The sequence below is a fragment of the Caulobacter segnis genome, from assembly GCF_003243465.1.
Taxonomy (GTDB): Bacteria; Pseudomonadota; Alphaproteobacteria; order Caulobacterales; family Caulobacteraceae; genus Caulobacter; species Caulobacter segnis_A.
Map to the genome: position 1 here is coordinate 27,610 of NZ_QFQZ01000039.1, position 15,141 is coordinate 42,750.

12 protein-coding genes are annotated in these 15,141 nt (G+C 67.2%); 7 read left to right on the forward strand and 5 right to left on the reverse strand.

Annotated elements, in window-relative coordinates; genetic code table 11:
* The first annotated feature begins 39 nt into the window (after positions 1-39).
* The gene (locus tag DI526_RS13175; RefSeq protein WP_304278604.1) at positions 40-1,254 is read left to right on the forward strand and encodes a cyclopropane-fatty-acyl-phospholipid synthase family protein; all 1,215 of its coding nucleotides are present in this window, start codon (positions 40-42) and stop codon (positions 1,252-1,254) included.
* Here the strand turns inward: DI526_RS13175 and DI526_RS13180 are convergent.
* Positions 1,251-2,783 carry a cryptochrome/photolyase family protein gene (locus tag DI526_RS13180; protein WP_304278607.1) on the reverse strand — a complete coding sequence of 511 codons (1,533 nt, stop codon included), beginning with the start codon at positions 2,781-2,783 and terminating at the stop codon, positions 1,251-1,253. The two genes, DI526_RS13175 and DI526_RS13180, sit on opposite strands and share 4 nt — an antisense overlap.
* Positions 2,784-2,872: 89 nt before the next feature.
* On the opposite strand from DI526_RS13180, the gene DI526_RS13185 reads away from it, so the two are divergent.
* The 6 genes from DI526_RS13185 to DI526_RS13210 all read left to right on the forward strand — a co-directional run bounded on the left by DI526_RS13185 (position 2,873) and on the right by DI526_RS13210 (position 9,125).
* Positions 2,873-3,871: a cysteine synthase A gene (locus DI526_RS13185; RefSeq protein ID WP_304278609.1), complete on the forward strand. Its 999-nt coding sequence runs from the start codon at positions 2,873-2,875 to the stop codon at positions 3,869-3,871.
* A gap of 78 nt (positions 3,872-3,949) precedes the next feature.
* A complete protein-coding gene (gene sseA / locus DI526_RS13190; protein ID WP_304278612.1) occupies positions 3,950-4,807 on the forward strand; it encodes a 3-mercaptopyruvate sulfurtransferase in 858 nt (285 codons plus the stop codon).
* 15 nt (positions 4,808-4,822) lie between these two features.
* Positions 4,823-5,974: a cystathionine beta-lyase gene (metC, locus tag DI526_RS13195; RefSeq protein WP_304278615.1), complete on the forward strand. Its 1,152-nt coding sequence runs from the start codon at positions 4,823-4,825 to the stop codon at positions 5,972-5,974.
* A gap of 101 nt (positions 5,975-6,075) precedes the next feature.
* Entirely contained in the window at positions 6,076-6,540 is a 465-nt protein-coding gene (locus tag DI526_RS13200; RefSeq protein WP_304278617.1) for a DUF4126 family protein, read from the forward strand.
* On the forward strand, positions 6,537-7,919 hold the full coding sequence (locus tag DI526_RS13205) for an FAD-containing oxidoreductase (RefSeq protein ID WP_304278620.1): 1,383 nt from the start codon (positions 6,537-6,539) through the stop codon (positions 7,917-7,919). The genes DI526_RS13200 and DI526_RS13205 overlap by 4 nt, the downstream gene beginning before the upstream one ends.
* A gap of 129 nt (positions 7,920-8,048) precedes the next feature.
* Positions 8,049-9,125 carry an alkene reductase gene (locus DI526_RS13210; RefSeq protein WP_304278623.1) on the forward strand — a complete coding sequence of 359 codons (1,077 nt, stop codon included), beginning with the start codon at positions 8,049-8,051 and terminating at the stop codon, positions 9,123-9,125.
* Between the two features lie 48 nt (positions 9,126-9,173).
* Here DI526_RS13210 and DI526_RS13215 read toward each other — a convergent pair whose 3' ends face one another.
* From DI526_RS13215 to DI526_RS13230, 4 genes are all read right to left on the reverse strand, one after another.
* A complete protein-coding gene (locus tag DI526_RS13215; protein WP_304278626.1) occupies positions 9,174-10,814 on the reverse strand; it encodes an NAD(P)/FAD-dependent oxidoreductase in 1,641 nt (546 codons plus the stop codon).
* Between the two features lie 49 nt (positions 10,815-10,863).
* Positions 10,864-13,203 (reverse strand): glycoside hydrolase family 95 protein, encoded by a 2,340-nt coding sequence (locus DI526_RS13220; RefSeq protein ID WP_304278628.1) that lies wholly within the window; start codon positions 13,201-13,203, stop codon positions 10,864-10,866.
* Positions 13,204-13,288: 85 nt separating this feature from the next.
* Positions 13,289-14,839 carry an alpha-N-arabinofuranosidase gene (locus tag DI526_RS13225; RefSeq protein ID WP_304278637.1) on the reverse strand — a complete coding sequence of 517 codons (1,551 nt, stop codon included), beginning with the start codon at positions 14,837-14,839 and terminating at the stop codon, positions 13,289-13,291.
* A gap of 168 nt (positions 14,840-15,007) precedes the next feature.
* A partial coding sequence (locus tag DI526_RS13230) for a hypothetical protein (protein ID WP_304278640.1) occupies positions 15,008-15,141 on the reverse strand: 134 nt, incomplete at its 5' end.

The window sequence follows — 15,141 nt, forward strand, 5'->3', positions numbered from 1 at the left end:
CGGCGTTAAGTAACGCGTCACCGGAAGCGAGGCCCCGCCTTGGAAACTGCGCTCTGGAATGATCCCGATCTGAAGTCCGCTCCGGCCGCCTTCCGTTCCGCCGTTCGCATCGCGGCCGAGAACTGGGAGGCGGGGTCGCTGACCTTCATCCTGCCCACCGGCAAGGCCTTGGCGGTCAAGGGCCGCAAGGACGGTCCCGACGCGACCATTCGCATCCGCGACTACAATTTCGTTCGCCGCGCCCTGCTTTCGGGCGACATCGGTTTCGCCGAGGGCTTCATGGCCGGCGAGTGGGACACGCCCGACCTGTCGACCGTGCTCGAGGCCTTCTCGCTGAACTTCGACCGGCTGGCGGGGCTGCATTCCGGCAACCCGATCATGCGGGCGCTGAACGCGATCTATCACCTGTTCAATCGCAACAGCCGCTCCGGCTCGAAGCGGAACATCCACGCCCACTACGATCTGGGCAACAATTTCTATTCGCGCTGGCTGGACCCGACGATGACCTATTCGTCGGCGCTGTACGAGCATCCCGACCAGCCGCTGCCCGACGCCCAGCGCGCCAAGTACGCGGCCCTGGCCAAGACCATCGGCCTGGCGCCCGGCAAGCACGTGCTGGAGATAGGCTGCGGCTGGGGCGGCTTCGCCGAGTTCGCCGCTAAGGAGGTCGGGGCCAAGGTCACCGGCATCACCATCTCCCAGGCGCAGTACGATTTCGCCAGGAAGCGCCTGTTCGAGCAGGGCCTTTCCGAAAAGGCCGACATCCGTCTCGTAGACTACCGCGACGTCGAGGGCCGCTTCGACGCGGTGGCCTCCATCGAGATGTTCGAGGCCGTGGGCGAGGAATACTGGCCCGCCTATTTCGGCAAGATCCGCGAGGTGCTGGTCCCGGGCGGCCGCGCGGGCCTGCAGATCATCACCATCCGCGACGAGCTGTTCAGCGACTATCGCAGCCGCACCGACTTCATCCAGCGCTACATCTTCCCGGGCGGCATGCTGCCCAGCGAGGCGCGCCTTAAGGAAGAGACCGAGCGCGCGGGCCTGGAATGGAGCGATCTCAAGCGTTTCGGCCAGAACTATGCGGATACCCTCGCGGAATGGGGCCGCCAGTTCGAGGCGGCCTGGCACGAGATCCGCAAGGACGGCTTCGACGAGCGCTTCCGGCGCCTGTGGCGGTTCTATCTCAGCTACTGCGAGGCAGGCTTCCGCACCGAGCGGACCAATGTCATCCAGCTGGGGCTGAGCCGAGGCTAGACGCCCATCGCGGTTCGAAGCGCCGCGGCCTTTTGTCGGAAGGCTTGGCGCTCATCCTGGTCCATGCCGTTCAGCGTCTTCAGCGGCATCAGCATCCTGCCGTTGCCAGCCAGGCGCTGGGCGTGGCGATCGATGAAGTCCCAGTAGAGGGCGTTGAACGGACAGGCGTCATCGCCCAGCCGCTGCTTGACGTCGTAGCGACAGCCTTTGCAGTAGTCGCTCATCCGGTCGATGTAGGCGCCGCTGGCCGCGTAGGGCTTGGAGCCGACGATGCCGCCGTCGGCGAACGTGGCCATGCCGCGCGTGTTGGGCATCTCGACCCACTCATAGGCGTCGGCGAACACCACCATGTACCAGTCGTCGACCGCGTCGGGATGCACGCCCAGCAGCATGGCGAGGTTGCCGGTGACCATCAGCCGCTGGATGTGGTGAGCGTAGGCGTGATCGCGGGCCGAGCGCACCGCGTCGGCGACGCAGGCCATGTCGGTCTCACCGGTCCAGTAGAACCACGGCAGCTTGCCCTCGGCCTCCAGGGCGTTGCGGCGGCCGTATTCCGGCATCTTCAGCCAGTAGACGCCGCGCACGAACTCGCGCCAGCCGATGATCTGGCGGATGAAGCCCTCGACGGCGTTCAGCGGCGCCCGCCCTTCGCGCCAGGCCGCCTCGGCGCGGCGGCAGACGTCCAGCGGATCCAGCAGGCCGATATTCAAGGCCGGCGAAATCAAGCCGTGCCACAGGAACGGCTGCTCCCAGGCCATGGCGTCCTGCCAGTCGCCGAACTCCGGCAGCATGTCCGCGAGGAAATGCTCCAAAGCCGCCTCGGCCTCTTCCGGATTGGTCGGCCAGCCGAACGCGTCGAGCGTTCCGAAATGGTCGTCGAAGCCCTTCGAGACCATCTCGATCACAGCCTTCGTCGTCGCGTTCGGCGGAGTCCGAAGACGCTGAGGCGGCCGCACGCCCTTGGGCAGCTTCTTGCGGTTCTCGGGATCGAAATTCCACCGACCGCCGGCCGGCTTGTCGCCCTCCATCAAGAGACCCGTGCGGCGGCGCATCTCGCGATAGAAGAACTCCATCCGCAGTTCGCGCCGCCCCTCGGCCCAACCGGAGAATTCAGCGCGAGAGCAGAGGAAGCGGTCGTCCTCGCGCGTCTCGACCGGGACGCCGATATCCAGCGAAAGCAGGGCCTCTTCCAGTCCCCATTTGCCGCAGGCGGTGCGCACCACGCGGTCGAAAGCGCCCTCGCCCAGCGCGCGGGTCACCTCGCCGGCGATAGTGAGCGTGTTGGCGGGATCGTCGAGTGTGACGTAGCGAACGCTCAGCCCCTTGGCGCGCAGCCGCTCAGCGAACTGGCGCATGGCCGACCAAACGAGAACGAGCTTCTGCTTATGATGCTTCCAGGCGGTGGCCTCGGCGATGCTCTCGACCATCAGCACGACATCGCGCGCGGGGTCGATATCGCGCAACGCCGACAGGTCTTCCGACAGCTGGTCGCCCAACACCAGTCGCAGAACGCCTCGCGAATTGCTCACCCCGAACCTCTCGTCTTCAGGAAAACTGGGCTTGCGTCGCGCGGCCCGCGCACGATCTACCATGCCAGCCCGACCCCGCAGGTGAAATCATGACCGTCCTCCCCAGCGTCCTCGACGCCATCGGCGACACGCCCCTGATCCGCCTGCGCCGCGTCAGCGAGGCGACCGGCTGCGAGATCCTCGGCAAGGCCGAGTTCATGAACCCCGGCCAGTCGGTCAAGGACCGCGCCGCGCTCGGCATCATCCGCGACGCCGAGGCGCGAGGATTGCTGAGGCCCGGCGGCCGCATCGTCGAAGGCACCGCCGGCAACACCGGCATTGGCCTGGCCATGGTCGCCTCGGCCCTGGGCTACAAGACCACCATCGTCATCCCGCGCACCCAGAGCCAGGAGAAGAAGGACGCCATCCGCCTGCTGGGCGCCGAGCTGGTCGAGGTCGATGCGGTCCCCTATTCGAACCCCGGCAACTACGTCCGCTATTCCGGGCGCTTGGCCGAGGAACTTGCGGCGACCGAACCCAACGGCGTGATCTGGGCCAACCAGTTTGACAACACCGCCAATCGCGAGGCGCATTACCTGGCCACCGGCCCGGAAATCTTCGCGCAGACAGACGGTAAGGTCGACGGCTTCATCTGCGCTGTCGGCTCAGGCGGCACCCTGGCCGGCGTCGCCGCGGCCCTGCGCGAGCGCAAGCCCGAGGTGAAGATCGGCCTCGCCGACCCGCACGGCGCGTCGCTGTACAGCTGGTACAAGGACGGCGAGCTGAAGTCCGAAGGCAATTCGATCAGCGAGGGCATCGGCCAGGGTCGGGTCACCGGCAACCTCGAAGGCCTGACGATCGACCATCCCTTCCGCGTCTCCGACGAGAAGATGCTCGAGGTGCTTTACGATCTCGTCATGCACGAGGGCCTGTGCCTGGGCGGGTCGGCCGGGATCAACATCGCCGGCGCGGTGAAGCTGGCCAAGGAACTGGGTCCCGGCCATACGATCGTGACCATCCTCTGCGACCACGGCTCGCGCTACCAATCCAAACTGTTCAACCCCGCCTTCCTTAAGGAAAAGGGTCTGCCGACACCGCCTTGGATGTAGCTTGCGACGAGGCGCTTGCACGGCGATGTTGCCGGCGTCTCGAAGCGGGGGCGAGTCATCCCCCAGAAAGGCGTCGACATGAGCACTCCGTCCGATCCGCTGGTCTCCACCGCCTGGCTGGCCGAGCATCTCGACGCGCCGGACGTGCGGGTCGTCGACGCCTCGTGGCACATGCCGGCCGCCCAGCGCGAGCCGTACAAGGAATTCCTGGCCGCCCACATCCCGGGCGCGGTGTTCTTCGACATCGACGACATCTCGGACGAGACCAGCGACCTGCCGCACATGATCCCGACGCCGGTGAAGTTCGCCTCGCGGGTCAAGAAGCTGGGCCTGGGCGACGGCTCGCGGATCGTCGTCTACGACACCACCGGCATCCTGCCGGCCGCGCGCGCCTGGTGGCACTTCCGCGCCATGGGCCATGAGGACGTCGTGGTGCTGGACGGCGGCTTGCCCAAATGGATTTCCGAAGGCCGCCCGATCGAGGACGGCCCCGCCGCGCCTCAGGAGCGCCACTTCACGCCGCGCTACCAGGCCGACATCTACCGCTCGCTGGAGCAGATGCGCGAGATCGTCTCCAGCGGCCGCGAGCAGATCATCGACGCCCGCGCCGCCGGCCGCTTCGAGGGCCGCGATCCGGAACCCCGCGCCGGCCTGCGCGGCGGCCATATGCCCGGCGCCCGCAACATCCCACTCGCGGCGATGATCGCGCCCGATGGCACGATGCTGTCGGCCGACAAGCTGAAGACAGTCTTCGAGACGGCCGGCGTGGACATCAACAAGCCGATCGTCTCGACCTGCGGCTCGGGCATCACGGCCTCGGTGGTCGCCCTGGCCCTGGCGCGGATGGGCAGGCCGCGCTCGGCGGTCTACGACGGCTCCTGGACCGAGTGGGGAGGTCTCGCCGACACACCCGTCGCCACGGGTCCGGCGGCCTAGCGTAAGAGTATCTCGATGGACGAAGAAACCCGCCTGATCCGCACGGGCCTGGCCAATCATACCCTGGCCAAGACGGTCAATCCGCCGATCCAACGGGGCTCGACCGTGCTGCTGCGCGATGCGGCATCGCTGTACGACGATGATCAGCTGACCTACGGCATCACAGGCCTCGCAACCCCCAGCGCCCTGCAGGCCGCCCTGGCCGACCTGGAAAGCGCCGAGGACGTCACGCTGTACCCCTCCGGCCTGGCGGCGATCACCGGGGCGTTGCTGGCGGTGCTGAAGGCGGGCGACGAGGTGCTGGTGGTCGACAGCGCCTACAAGCCGACCCGACGCTTCTGCGATCGGCTGCTCGCCCGTTTCGGCGTCACCACGACCTATTACGACCCGGCCCTAGACGCCGACGCCCTGATGGCCCTGACGTCGCCGCGAACGCGGCTGATCGTGCTGGAGGCGCCGGGCTCTCTGACCTTCGAGATGCAGGACATCCCCGCCATCGCCCAGGCGGCGAACGCGCGCGGGATCATGACCCTGATCGACAACACCTGGGCGGCCGGCTTCTACTTTAAGCCGCTCGCGCACGGCGTGACTCTCAGCGTCCAGGCGCTGACCAAATATGTCGGCGGTCACTCGGACTGCTTCATGGGCTCGGTCGCGACCTCGGACAAGGCGGTCGCGGCGCTGCTGGGCGAAGCCATGTGGGACATCGGCTGGTCGGTGTCGCCCGACGACGCCTACACCATGCTGCGGGGCTTAAGGACCCTAGCCACGCGCCTGCCCCGCCATCAAGAAAACGGCCTGGAGGTGGCCCGCTGGCTGCAAGCGCGCCCGGAGGTGTCGCGCGTGCTGCACCCCGCCCTCCCCGACGATCCGGGTCATGCGATCTGGAAGCGCGACTTCACCGGCGCCTGCGGCCTGTTCGGCGTGGTGCTGAAGCCCTGCACACAGAGCGCGGCCAAGGCTTTCCTCGATCGCCTCAAGCTGTTCGGCCTGGGCTTCTCGTGGGGCGGGTATGAGAGCCTCGCCTTGCACTGTGACCCGCAGCTGACGTTCCGCTCCATTCCAGTGAACCTGGAAGGGCCGCTGCTGCGGTTCCATGTGGGCCTGGAAGGCGTCGAAGACCTCAAGGCCGACCTCGCCCAAGCTTTCGAAGCCTTGAGCGCCTGACGTCGCCGCGAAGCGTTCGCCACGATCAGAACTTGCAATAATCGCCTTCTCGCCTCTGATATCGTCGCGTGAATATCGCGCGCGCAATTCGGGGACTGTCCATGGCGCTCTATCTCTTCGCGCTGCTGATCGGATTGGTCGCGGGCTTGCGGGCGATGACCGCGCCAGCGGCCGTCGCCTGGGCGGCTCGGCTGGGCTGGCTGCCCCTCCCCGGCTGGCCGCTGGCTTGGCTGGGAGGCCTTGTACCTGTCCTTATCCTCACCGCCTTGGCGGCGCTGGAGCTGGTCGGTGACCAACTCCCCCAGACACCGAGCCGAAAGGTCCCTCCGCAGTTCGCGACTCGCGTCGCCACGGGCGCCTTCAGCGGCGGCGCCCTGATGATGCCGAGCGGTCACTGGCTGCGCGGCGCCGCGATCGGCGCGCTGGGGGCGGTGATCGGGACCCTGGGCGGGGCCGAGGTCCGCGCACGTCTGGCCGCCCGGTTCGGCCATGATCGGCCGGCGGCGCTGATCGAAGACGCCATCGCCATCGGCGGCGCCCTGGCGATTGTAGCTTTGGCCCGATGAGCGCGCCGCAGCGCTTCGACGCCATCATTATCGGCGCCGGCCAGGCCGGCCCATCGCTGGCCGGTCGCTTGACCGCCGCGGGCCAATCCGTGGCCGTTGTCGAGCGCAAGGACTTCGGCGGCACCTGCGTGAACACCGGCTGCATGCCGACCAAGACCCTGGTCGCCAGCGCCTATGCGGCGCATCTGGCGCGTCGCGCCGAGGACTATGGCGTCGTGCTTGAGGGCCCCGTCGGCGTCGACATGAAACGCGTCTGGGCGCGACAGCAGGCCGTGGTCAAGAACGCGCGCGGCGGGGTCGAGACCTGGCTGCGCGGCATGACGGGCTGCACGGTGTTTCAAGGCCACGCCCGGTTCGAATGCGCCGACACCCTCCGCGTGGGCGACGACCTGCTCGCCGCGCCGAAGATCTTCCTGAACGTCGGCGGCCGCGCCAACGTCCCGGAGATGCCGGGCGTCGACGATGTGCCCTATCTCACCAATGTCGGCATGATGCAGGTCGACGCCCTGCCCGAGCACCTCGTGATCGTCGGCGGCAGCTACATCGGGTTGGAGTTCGCCCAGATGTTCCGCCGGTTCGGCAGTCAGGTGACGGTCGTCGAGATGGGGCCGCGGCTGATTGGCCGAGAAGATCCGGAGATTTCCGACGCCATCCGCGAGATCCTGGAGGCCGAGGGGATCACCGTCCGGCTCAACGCCGAATGCATCCGCTTTTCCCCGCACGACGACGGTGTCTGCGTGCATGTCACCTGCAAGGTGGGCGAGCCGCAGGTGACCGGATCGCATGTGCTGCTGGCGGTCGGACGCCGGCCGAACACCGACGACCTGAACCTGGCCGCCGCCGGGGTCCAGACGGATAAGCGCGGCTACGTCGTGGTCGACGAACAGTTGCGGACCAACGTCCCGGGGATCTGGGCGATGGGCGACTGCAACGGCAAGGGCGCCTTCACCCACACCGCCTATAACGATTTCGAGATCGTCGCCGCCAACCTACTGGACGACGACCCGCGCAAGGTCAGCGACCGGATCGCCTGCTACGGCCTGTTCATCGATCCGCCGCTGGGCCGGGTCGGCATGACCGAGGCCGAGGCCCGGGCCACGGGTCGCCCGCTGCTGGTCGGCAAGCGGCCGATGACCCGCGTGGGGCGCGCGGTCGAGAAGGGCGAAACGAAGGGCTTCATGAAGGTGGTCGTCGACGCCGAGACCAAACAGATCCTGGGCGCGGCGATCCTGGGCCTGAACGGCGACGAGGCGATCCACGGCATGATCGACCTGATGTACGCCAAGGCGCCGTACACGGTGATCTCGCGGGCGGTGCACATCCACCCGACGGTGTCGGAACTGATCCCGACGATGCTGCAAGAGCTCAAGCCCGCATAGCTTCAGATTTTGTCCGACCGGCCTTCAGATGAAATAGAACCTGTTCCGGTTGCGATAGGTGAGCGCGTCCCCAGATAGCTGGCAGACGCCGACGGAGGGTCGGCGCCCCTATCCAAGGGACAGTCTCGGATGCCCAATCTGTTCGACCCGCTGCGCGTCGGCGATCTCAACCTGCCCAATCGCGCCGTCATGGCGCCGCTGACCCGGCTGCGCGCCGGTCCGACCCACATCCCCAACGCCCTGATGGCCGAGTACTACGCCCAGCGCGCTTCGGCCGGCCTGCTGATCAGCGAGGGCGTCCCCGTTTCGCCGCAGGGCGTGGGTTACGCCGGCGTTCCGGGCATCTGGTCGAAAGAGCAGACCGAAGCCTGGAAGCAGGTCACCAAGGCCGTGCACGACAAGGGCGGCCGCATCTTCATGCAGATCTGGCACGTCGGTCGGATCTCCGATCCCGAGCTGCTGAACGGCGAGCTTCCGGTCGCGCCCAGCGCCATCGCCGCCAAGGGTCATGTCAGCCTGCTGCGCCCGCAGCGCGACTACCCCACCCCGCGCGCCCTTTCGACCGAGGAGGTCGCCGGCGTGGTCGAGGCCTTCCGCCAGGGCGCGCAGAACGCCCAGGCCGCCGGCTTCGACGGCGTGCAGCTGCACGGCGCCAACGGCTATCTGCTCGACCAATTCCTGCAGGACGGCAGCAACCAGCGCACCGACCAGTACGGCGGCTCTATCGAGAACCGCGCCCGCCTGTTGCTGGAAGCCACGGACGCGGCGATCTCGGTGTTCGGCGCCGGTCGCGTCGGCGTGCACTTGGCGCCGCGCGCCGACAGCCACTCGATGGGCGACAGCAACCTCGCCGCGACCTTCGGCTATGTCGCCAAGGCCCTGGGCGAGCGCAAGATCGGCTTCGTCTCGGCCCGTGAATACGAGGCGGCCGACAGCCTGGGGCCGGACCTGAAGAAGGCCTTCGGCGGCGTCTACATCGCCAACGAGAAGTTCGATCTGGCCAGCGCCAACGCCGCGATCCAAGCCGGAAAGGCAGACGCCATAGCCTTCGGCAAGGCCTATATCGCCAATCCGGACCTGGTGGAGCGGCTAAAGGCGGGCGCCGCGCTGAACACGCCCGATCCGACCACCTTTTACGGCTTCGAGAACGGCTCGCGCGGTTACACCGACTATCCGACGCTTCAACAGGTAGGCGAGCCCGCCTAAGCGGCAAACCGTCGTCCCGGATCGCTGGCCGAGCGTCCGGGACGATGATTAGGCGGCCGGGATCAGCCCCTCAGCCACATACTGCCCGGCTACCGCTTCGGCGACCTTGATGCCGTCGACCGCCGCCGAAAGGATGCCGCCAGCATAGCCTGCGCCTTCGCCGGCGGGATAGAGGCCGGCGGTGTTCAGGCTCTGGAAGTCCTTGCCGCGCGTGATGCGCACCGGCGAGGACGTCCGGGTCTCGACTCCGGTCAGCACCACGTCCGGATGGTCGTAGCCCGGGATCTGGCGGCCGAAGACCGGCAACGCCTCACGCATCGCCTCGATGGCGAACGGCGGCAGGCATCTCGCGAGATCGGTCAGGTGGACGCCTGGCTTGTAGGACGGCGTCACCGCTCCGAATTCGGTCGAGGGCCGGCCCGCCAGGAAGTCCCCGACCAGTTGCCCCGGCGCCTTGTAGGTCCCGCCGCCAGCCTCGAACGCCAGGCTCTCCCACTTGCGCTGGAACTCGACCCCGGCCAGCGGATGGCCCGGATAGTCCTGCTCGGGATTGATGTCGACGACGAAGCCGGAATTGGCGTTCCGCTCGTTGCGCGAATACTGGCTCATGCCGTTGGTCACGACGCGGCCCGCCTCCGAGGTCGCCGCGACCACCGTGCCGCCCGGGCACATGCAGAAGCTGTAGACCGTCCGCCCGTTCTTGGCGTGGTGCGAGATGGCGTAAGCCGCGGCGCCAAGGTCCTTGTGACCGGCGCAATCGCCAAAGCGCGCGCGGTCGATCCACGACTGCGGATGCTCGATCCGCACGCCGATCGAGAACGGCTTGGCCTCGATGTGGACGCCGCGATCGTACAGCACCTGGAAGGTGTCGCGCGAGCTATGACCCAGGGCCATGACCACGTGGTGCGCCGGCAGGTAGCCGTGACCGGCGATATGCAGTCCCCTGATCCGGCGGACGCCGTCCTCGCCGACCGCGATGTCGAAGTCCTCGACCCGGTGCTGCCAGCGATATTCGCCGCCCAGGCTCTCGATCAGGGCGCGCATGTTCTCGACCATGTGCACCAGGCGGAAGGTGCCGATGTGCGGGTGGGCCTCGGTCAGGATCTCCTCCGGCGCACCGGCCTTGACGAACTCTTCCAGGACCTTGCGGCCCAGGAAGCGCGGATCCTTGATCTGGCTGTAGAGCTTGCCGTCCGAGAAGGTCCCCGCCCCGCCCTCGCCGAACTGGACGTTGGACTCCGGGTTCAGCTCACTGCGCCGCCAGAGACCCCAGGTGTCCTTGGTCCGCTCGCGCACGACCTTGCCGCGATCGACGATGATCGGCTTCAAGCCCATCTGGGCCAGGATCAGGCCGGCGAACAGGCCGCAGGGCCCCGCGCCGATGACAACGGGACGCGGACCGTCGAAGCCCTCCGGCGCCTTGGCCACGAACCTGTAGCTCGTGTCGGGCGTCACGCGGACATGGTGGTCGCCCTCGAAGCGGCGCAGGACGGCCGCTTCGTCCCGCAGCACGACATCGACTGAATAGACCATCAGAATCGCCGACTTCCGACGCGCGTCGTTGGCGCGGCGGGCGATCTGGTAGCTCACCAGCTCATCGGCCTCGATCCCCAGGCGAGCGACAATGGCCGGCGCCATGGCCTCCGGCGGATGGTCCAGCGGCAGCTTCAGTTCCGAAATACGCAGCATGGGGCGGGTCTTAGCTAAAGTTCGGCCGCCGCGCCATCCATGCGCTCGGCTAGGCGGCCCGAGTCAGAACGCCATCGCGGAGCACCAGGCGCGCCGTCTGGCCCTTACGAAGCGCGAGGCTCAGGCTTGACCCGGCCAGCACCACGGTGTGTCGGCCGTCCGCACTGGCCGTCAGCACCGCCTCGGCCAGCTTGCCCCCCGCCCAGCGGACATCGACGCCGACCGCGCCGCGCGCCCGCAGACCCTTGATATGGCCGGTAGGCCAGGCCGACGGCAGGGCCGGCAGCAGATAGATCCGGTCGTTGCGGCTCTGCAGGATCATCTCCGTCATGCCCGAAGTCCCACCGAAATTGCCGTCGATCTGGAACGGCGGGTGGGCGTCGAACATGTTGGGATAGGTGCGCTCCGGTCCCAGCAGCAGCCGCAGTATGCCGTGGGCGTGATCGCCCTCGCCCAGCCGCGCCCACAGGTTCAGCCTCCAGGCGATCGCCCAGCCGGTCGAGAGATCGCCCCGCGTCACCAAGGTCCTCCTGGCCGCCTCTGCCAGCTTCAGCGTCGTGTCGATCGCGATCTGGTCCGACGGGAACAGGCCATAGAGATGAGAGACGTGCCGGTGGTGGATGTCGGGCGCGTCGGCGTCCCAATCCTCCTGCCACTCCTGGAGTTGCCCGTCCTTGCCGATCCTGTACGGCGCCAGCTTGTCGCGCGCCGCCTTCAGTTCGGCGACGAAGGCGGGATCCGCGCCGAGGACAGCCTCGGCCCTCAGGCAGTTGTCGAACAGGTCGCGGATGATCGCCTGGTCCATGGTCGGGCCCGCCACGATCGAGGCGCCGTGGCCATGGTCGTTCTCGGGCGAGAGCGAGGGATTGGTGACCAGCACCCCGAACTTGGGATCCACTACCAGGGTGTCGAGGAAGAACCGCGCCGAGCCCTTCATCAGCGGATAGACGCGCGCCAGATAGGCCCGGTCGCGGCCATAGTCGTAGTGGTCCCACAGGTGCTTGCACAACCACGCGCCGCCGGTCGGCCAGACGCCCCACGGCGCGCCATCCACGGGCGCGGTCGCTCGCCAGAGGTCGGTATTGTGGTGCGCCACCCAGCCCCGCGCGCCGTACATCGCCTGGGCGGTCCGCGCGCCGGTCTCCGACAGATCCTTCACCAGAGCGACCAACGGCGCGACCGTCTCCGGCAGGTTCCCCGGCTCGGCCGGCCAGTAGTTCATCTGGGTGTTGATGTTGATCGTGTACTTGCTGCCCCACGGCGCGGAAGGCTTGTCGTTCCAGACGCCTTGCAGGTTCGCGGCCTGGCTTCCGGTGCGCGAACAGGCGATCAGCAGATAGCGGCCGTACTGGTAGTACAGCGCCGCCAACGATGGGTCGTCGGTCGTCGGCGAGGCCTTGATCCGCTCGTCGGTCGGCAGGAGATCGGCGCGTGTGCGGCCGAAGTCGACGTCCACGCGCCGGAACAGGCCGCGATGATCGGCCTGGTGATCGGCGAGGATCTTCGCCCAAGGTTTGCGCGACAGCTTCGCCAGCGTCGTCTTGTTCAGAGCGGTCGGATCGCCCGAGACGTCATCATAGCGGCGGTAGCTGGTGGCCGCGGCGATCAGCAAAACGACCTCGTCGGCGTCGCGGATCGACAAGACCCCGCCCTGCCCGCTCACCCGTCCGCCCTTGGCGCGAACATCGACGCGGCACTCGAACCTGAGCTTGGCGACTATGCCTTGCTGGCTGTCGTTGGCGCCGGACAGCACCAGGCTACGCCCCTCGACCGCCGCCTCCGGCTTGGACAGCAGCGGCGAGGCGAAGCTAAGATCGAGGTTGATCGCGCCGCGCCCACTCGCCGCCAGGCGTACGGCGATCACGCCGTCAGGCGCGCTGGCGATGACTTCGCGAACATGATCGACGCCGCCCGCCGTGAAGCGCGTAATGGCGATGGCGCCATCGAGATCGAGCTCTCGGACATAGCGAGTCGGTTCGACCAGTCCCGGAAAGTCCAGCTTAAGGTCGCCGATCGTCTGGTAGGACATCTGCTTGCGCGGAACACCGACGAACTTGGCATCCGCGATCTGGGCGGCCTTGGCGTAGTCGCCTGAGTCGATCAGCCGGCGTATTTCCGGCAAGGCGGCGCGAGCTTCTGGATTGTCCGCCACATAAGGACCGCCCGCCCAGAGAGTGTCCTCGTTCAGCTGAAGCCGCTCGGCGGAGACACCGCCGAACACCATCGCGCCCAGCTTGCCCGAGCCGACCGGCAAGGCCTCGACCCATGTCTTGGCCGGTTGGCGATACCAGAGCCGGAGAGGCGCCACCGCCCCGGCGCGGGCCGAGGTGGCGGCCATGGCGGACGCGGCGCCCAGGGCCGCGAGCGTGGACCGTCGGGTCAAGGTCATGTCGCGAGCCTCCCAACACGCGAAAAGCCGGACGCGCCTTTCTTAAGGTCACGCCCGGCCTTCTTTTAGATGGGCTTTTCGCCCCTTAGTCGAGCGCGACGACCACCACGGACTTGGCCGGAATGGCCAGCGTCAGGGTGTCGCCGGCGATCTTGCCGCCCTTGAACGGAACCGGCGCCACGGTCGGCTTTGCTCCGAAGGCGTTCATCGCGTCCATCTTGTCGGCGGTCATTACCTGGCCCGACACCGACTTGGCCTTCAGGCCGCCCAGCGCCACCGAGAGCTTGACGCTGTCATCCGGCGACATGTTGGCGACCGCCACATAGGTCTTGCCGTCCTTGCCCTTCGCCGCCGAGGCGTTGAAGGCCGGGATCTTGGTTCCAGCCACGTCGATCTCGGGCGCGGTGACGTCCAGCGGGATCGCCGTGGAGTCCTGGAACGGCACGTACATCTTGTAGGCGTAATAGGTCGGCGTCAGAACGATCTGGTCGCCCTTGGTCAGGATCATCGCCTGCAGCACGTTGATCGTCTGGGCGATGTTCGTCATCTTCACGCGCTCCGTATAGCGATGGAAGATGTTGAAGTTGGCCGCCGCCAGAACGCCGTCGCGCAGGGTGTTCAGCTGATAGAGGTGGCCAGGGTTGGTGCCTGGCTCGACATCGTACCAGGTGCCCCATTCGTCGACATAAAGACCGATCCGCTTCTTGGGATCGTTCTTGTCCATGATCGCGATGTGCTTCTGAAGGATGTCGTCCATCTTCAGCGTGCGCGAGAAGGTCTGCCCCCAGGCGGCCTTGTCGAAGCCGGTGGCCGCGCCCTTCTTGTCCCACTCGCCGGTGGGCAGGGTGTAGTAGTGCAGCGAGATGGCGTCCATGAACCGGCCGGCGTTCTTGGTCACCACATCGGTCCAGTTGGTGTCGCCGGCGTTGGCGCCCGAGGCGACGCGCATCGCGGGATTGTCGGCGTTCTTGTGGAAGAAGGCCGAGAAGCGGCGGTATTCGTTGGAGTAGTACTCCGGCGTCATCTCGCCGCCACAGCCCCAGCTCTCATTGCCGATGCCGATGAACGGCACCTTGAACGGCTTGTCGCGGCCATTGGCGCGGCGCTCTTGCGCCAGGGTGTCGTCGCCCGGCGAAATCATGTACTCGATCCACTCGCGCATCTCGGTCGGGTCGGACGAACCCATGTTGATCGAGACGTAGGGGTCCGCGCCTACCTGCTCGGCGAAGTCCATGAATTCGTGCGTGCCGAAGGCGTTGGTCTCGGGCGAGCCGCCCCACCAGTTGTTCTTGCGCGAGGGCCGCTTGTCGCGCGGGCCGATGCCGTCGCGCCAGCGGTACTCGTCGGCGAAGCAGCCGCCCGGCCAGCGGATCACCGGGACCTTGATGTCCTTCAGCGCCGTGACGACGTCCGTGCGGATGCCGCGGACGTTGGGGATCTTGGAGTCGGGGCCGACCCAGACGCCATCATAGATGCCCGCGCCCAGATGTTCCGAGAATTGGCCGTAGATATAGCGCGAGATCGGCGCACCGGGCTTGTCGGCCTTCAGGGTCGCCGTCGCGGAAAGTTCGCCCGCCTGGGCGCTCGCCGCCATCGCCAGCAGCGCCACCGCCGCGCTTAGAAACGTCTTGGCCATCGCCATCTAATTCCCTCTCCACTACGCGCGGAAGCTTCTATGGCTCCGCCCCTCTACCGGCAGCGTGCATAGCAGCCGTTATTTTGTCGTACAATAAGGCGCTTTACCGCCCATGTGCAGATCATGCGAAAACCGTCGGCCCCTTGCGGAGCCGGCGGCCTGTTGGTCCTAGTGGTTATCTCTGGGCAGGCCCTTTGTCTGGGCGATGCGCTGGTATTTGACCGCGGGTTCGAGGACGGCGCCGGTTTCGAGCTGACCGACGACGGCGCGCTGGATTTCCTGCCAGGGGGTTTGGCTTTCGG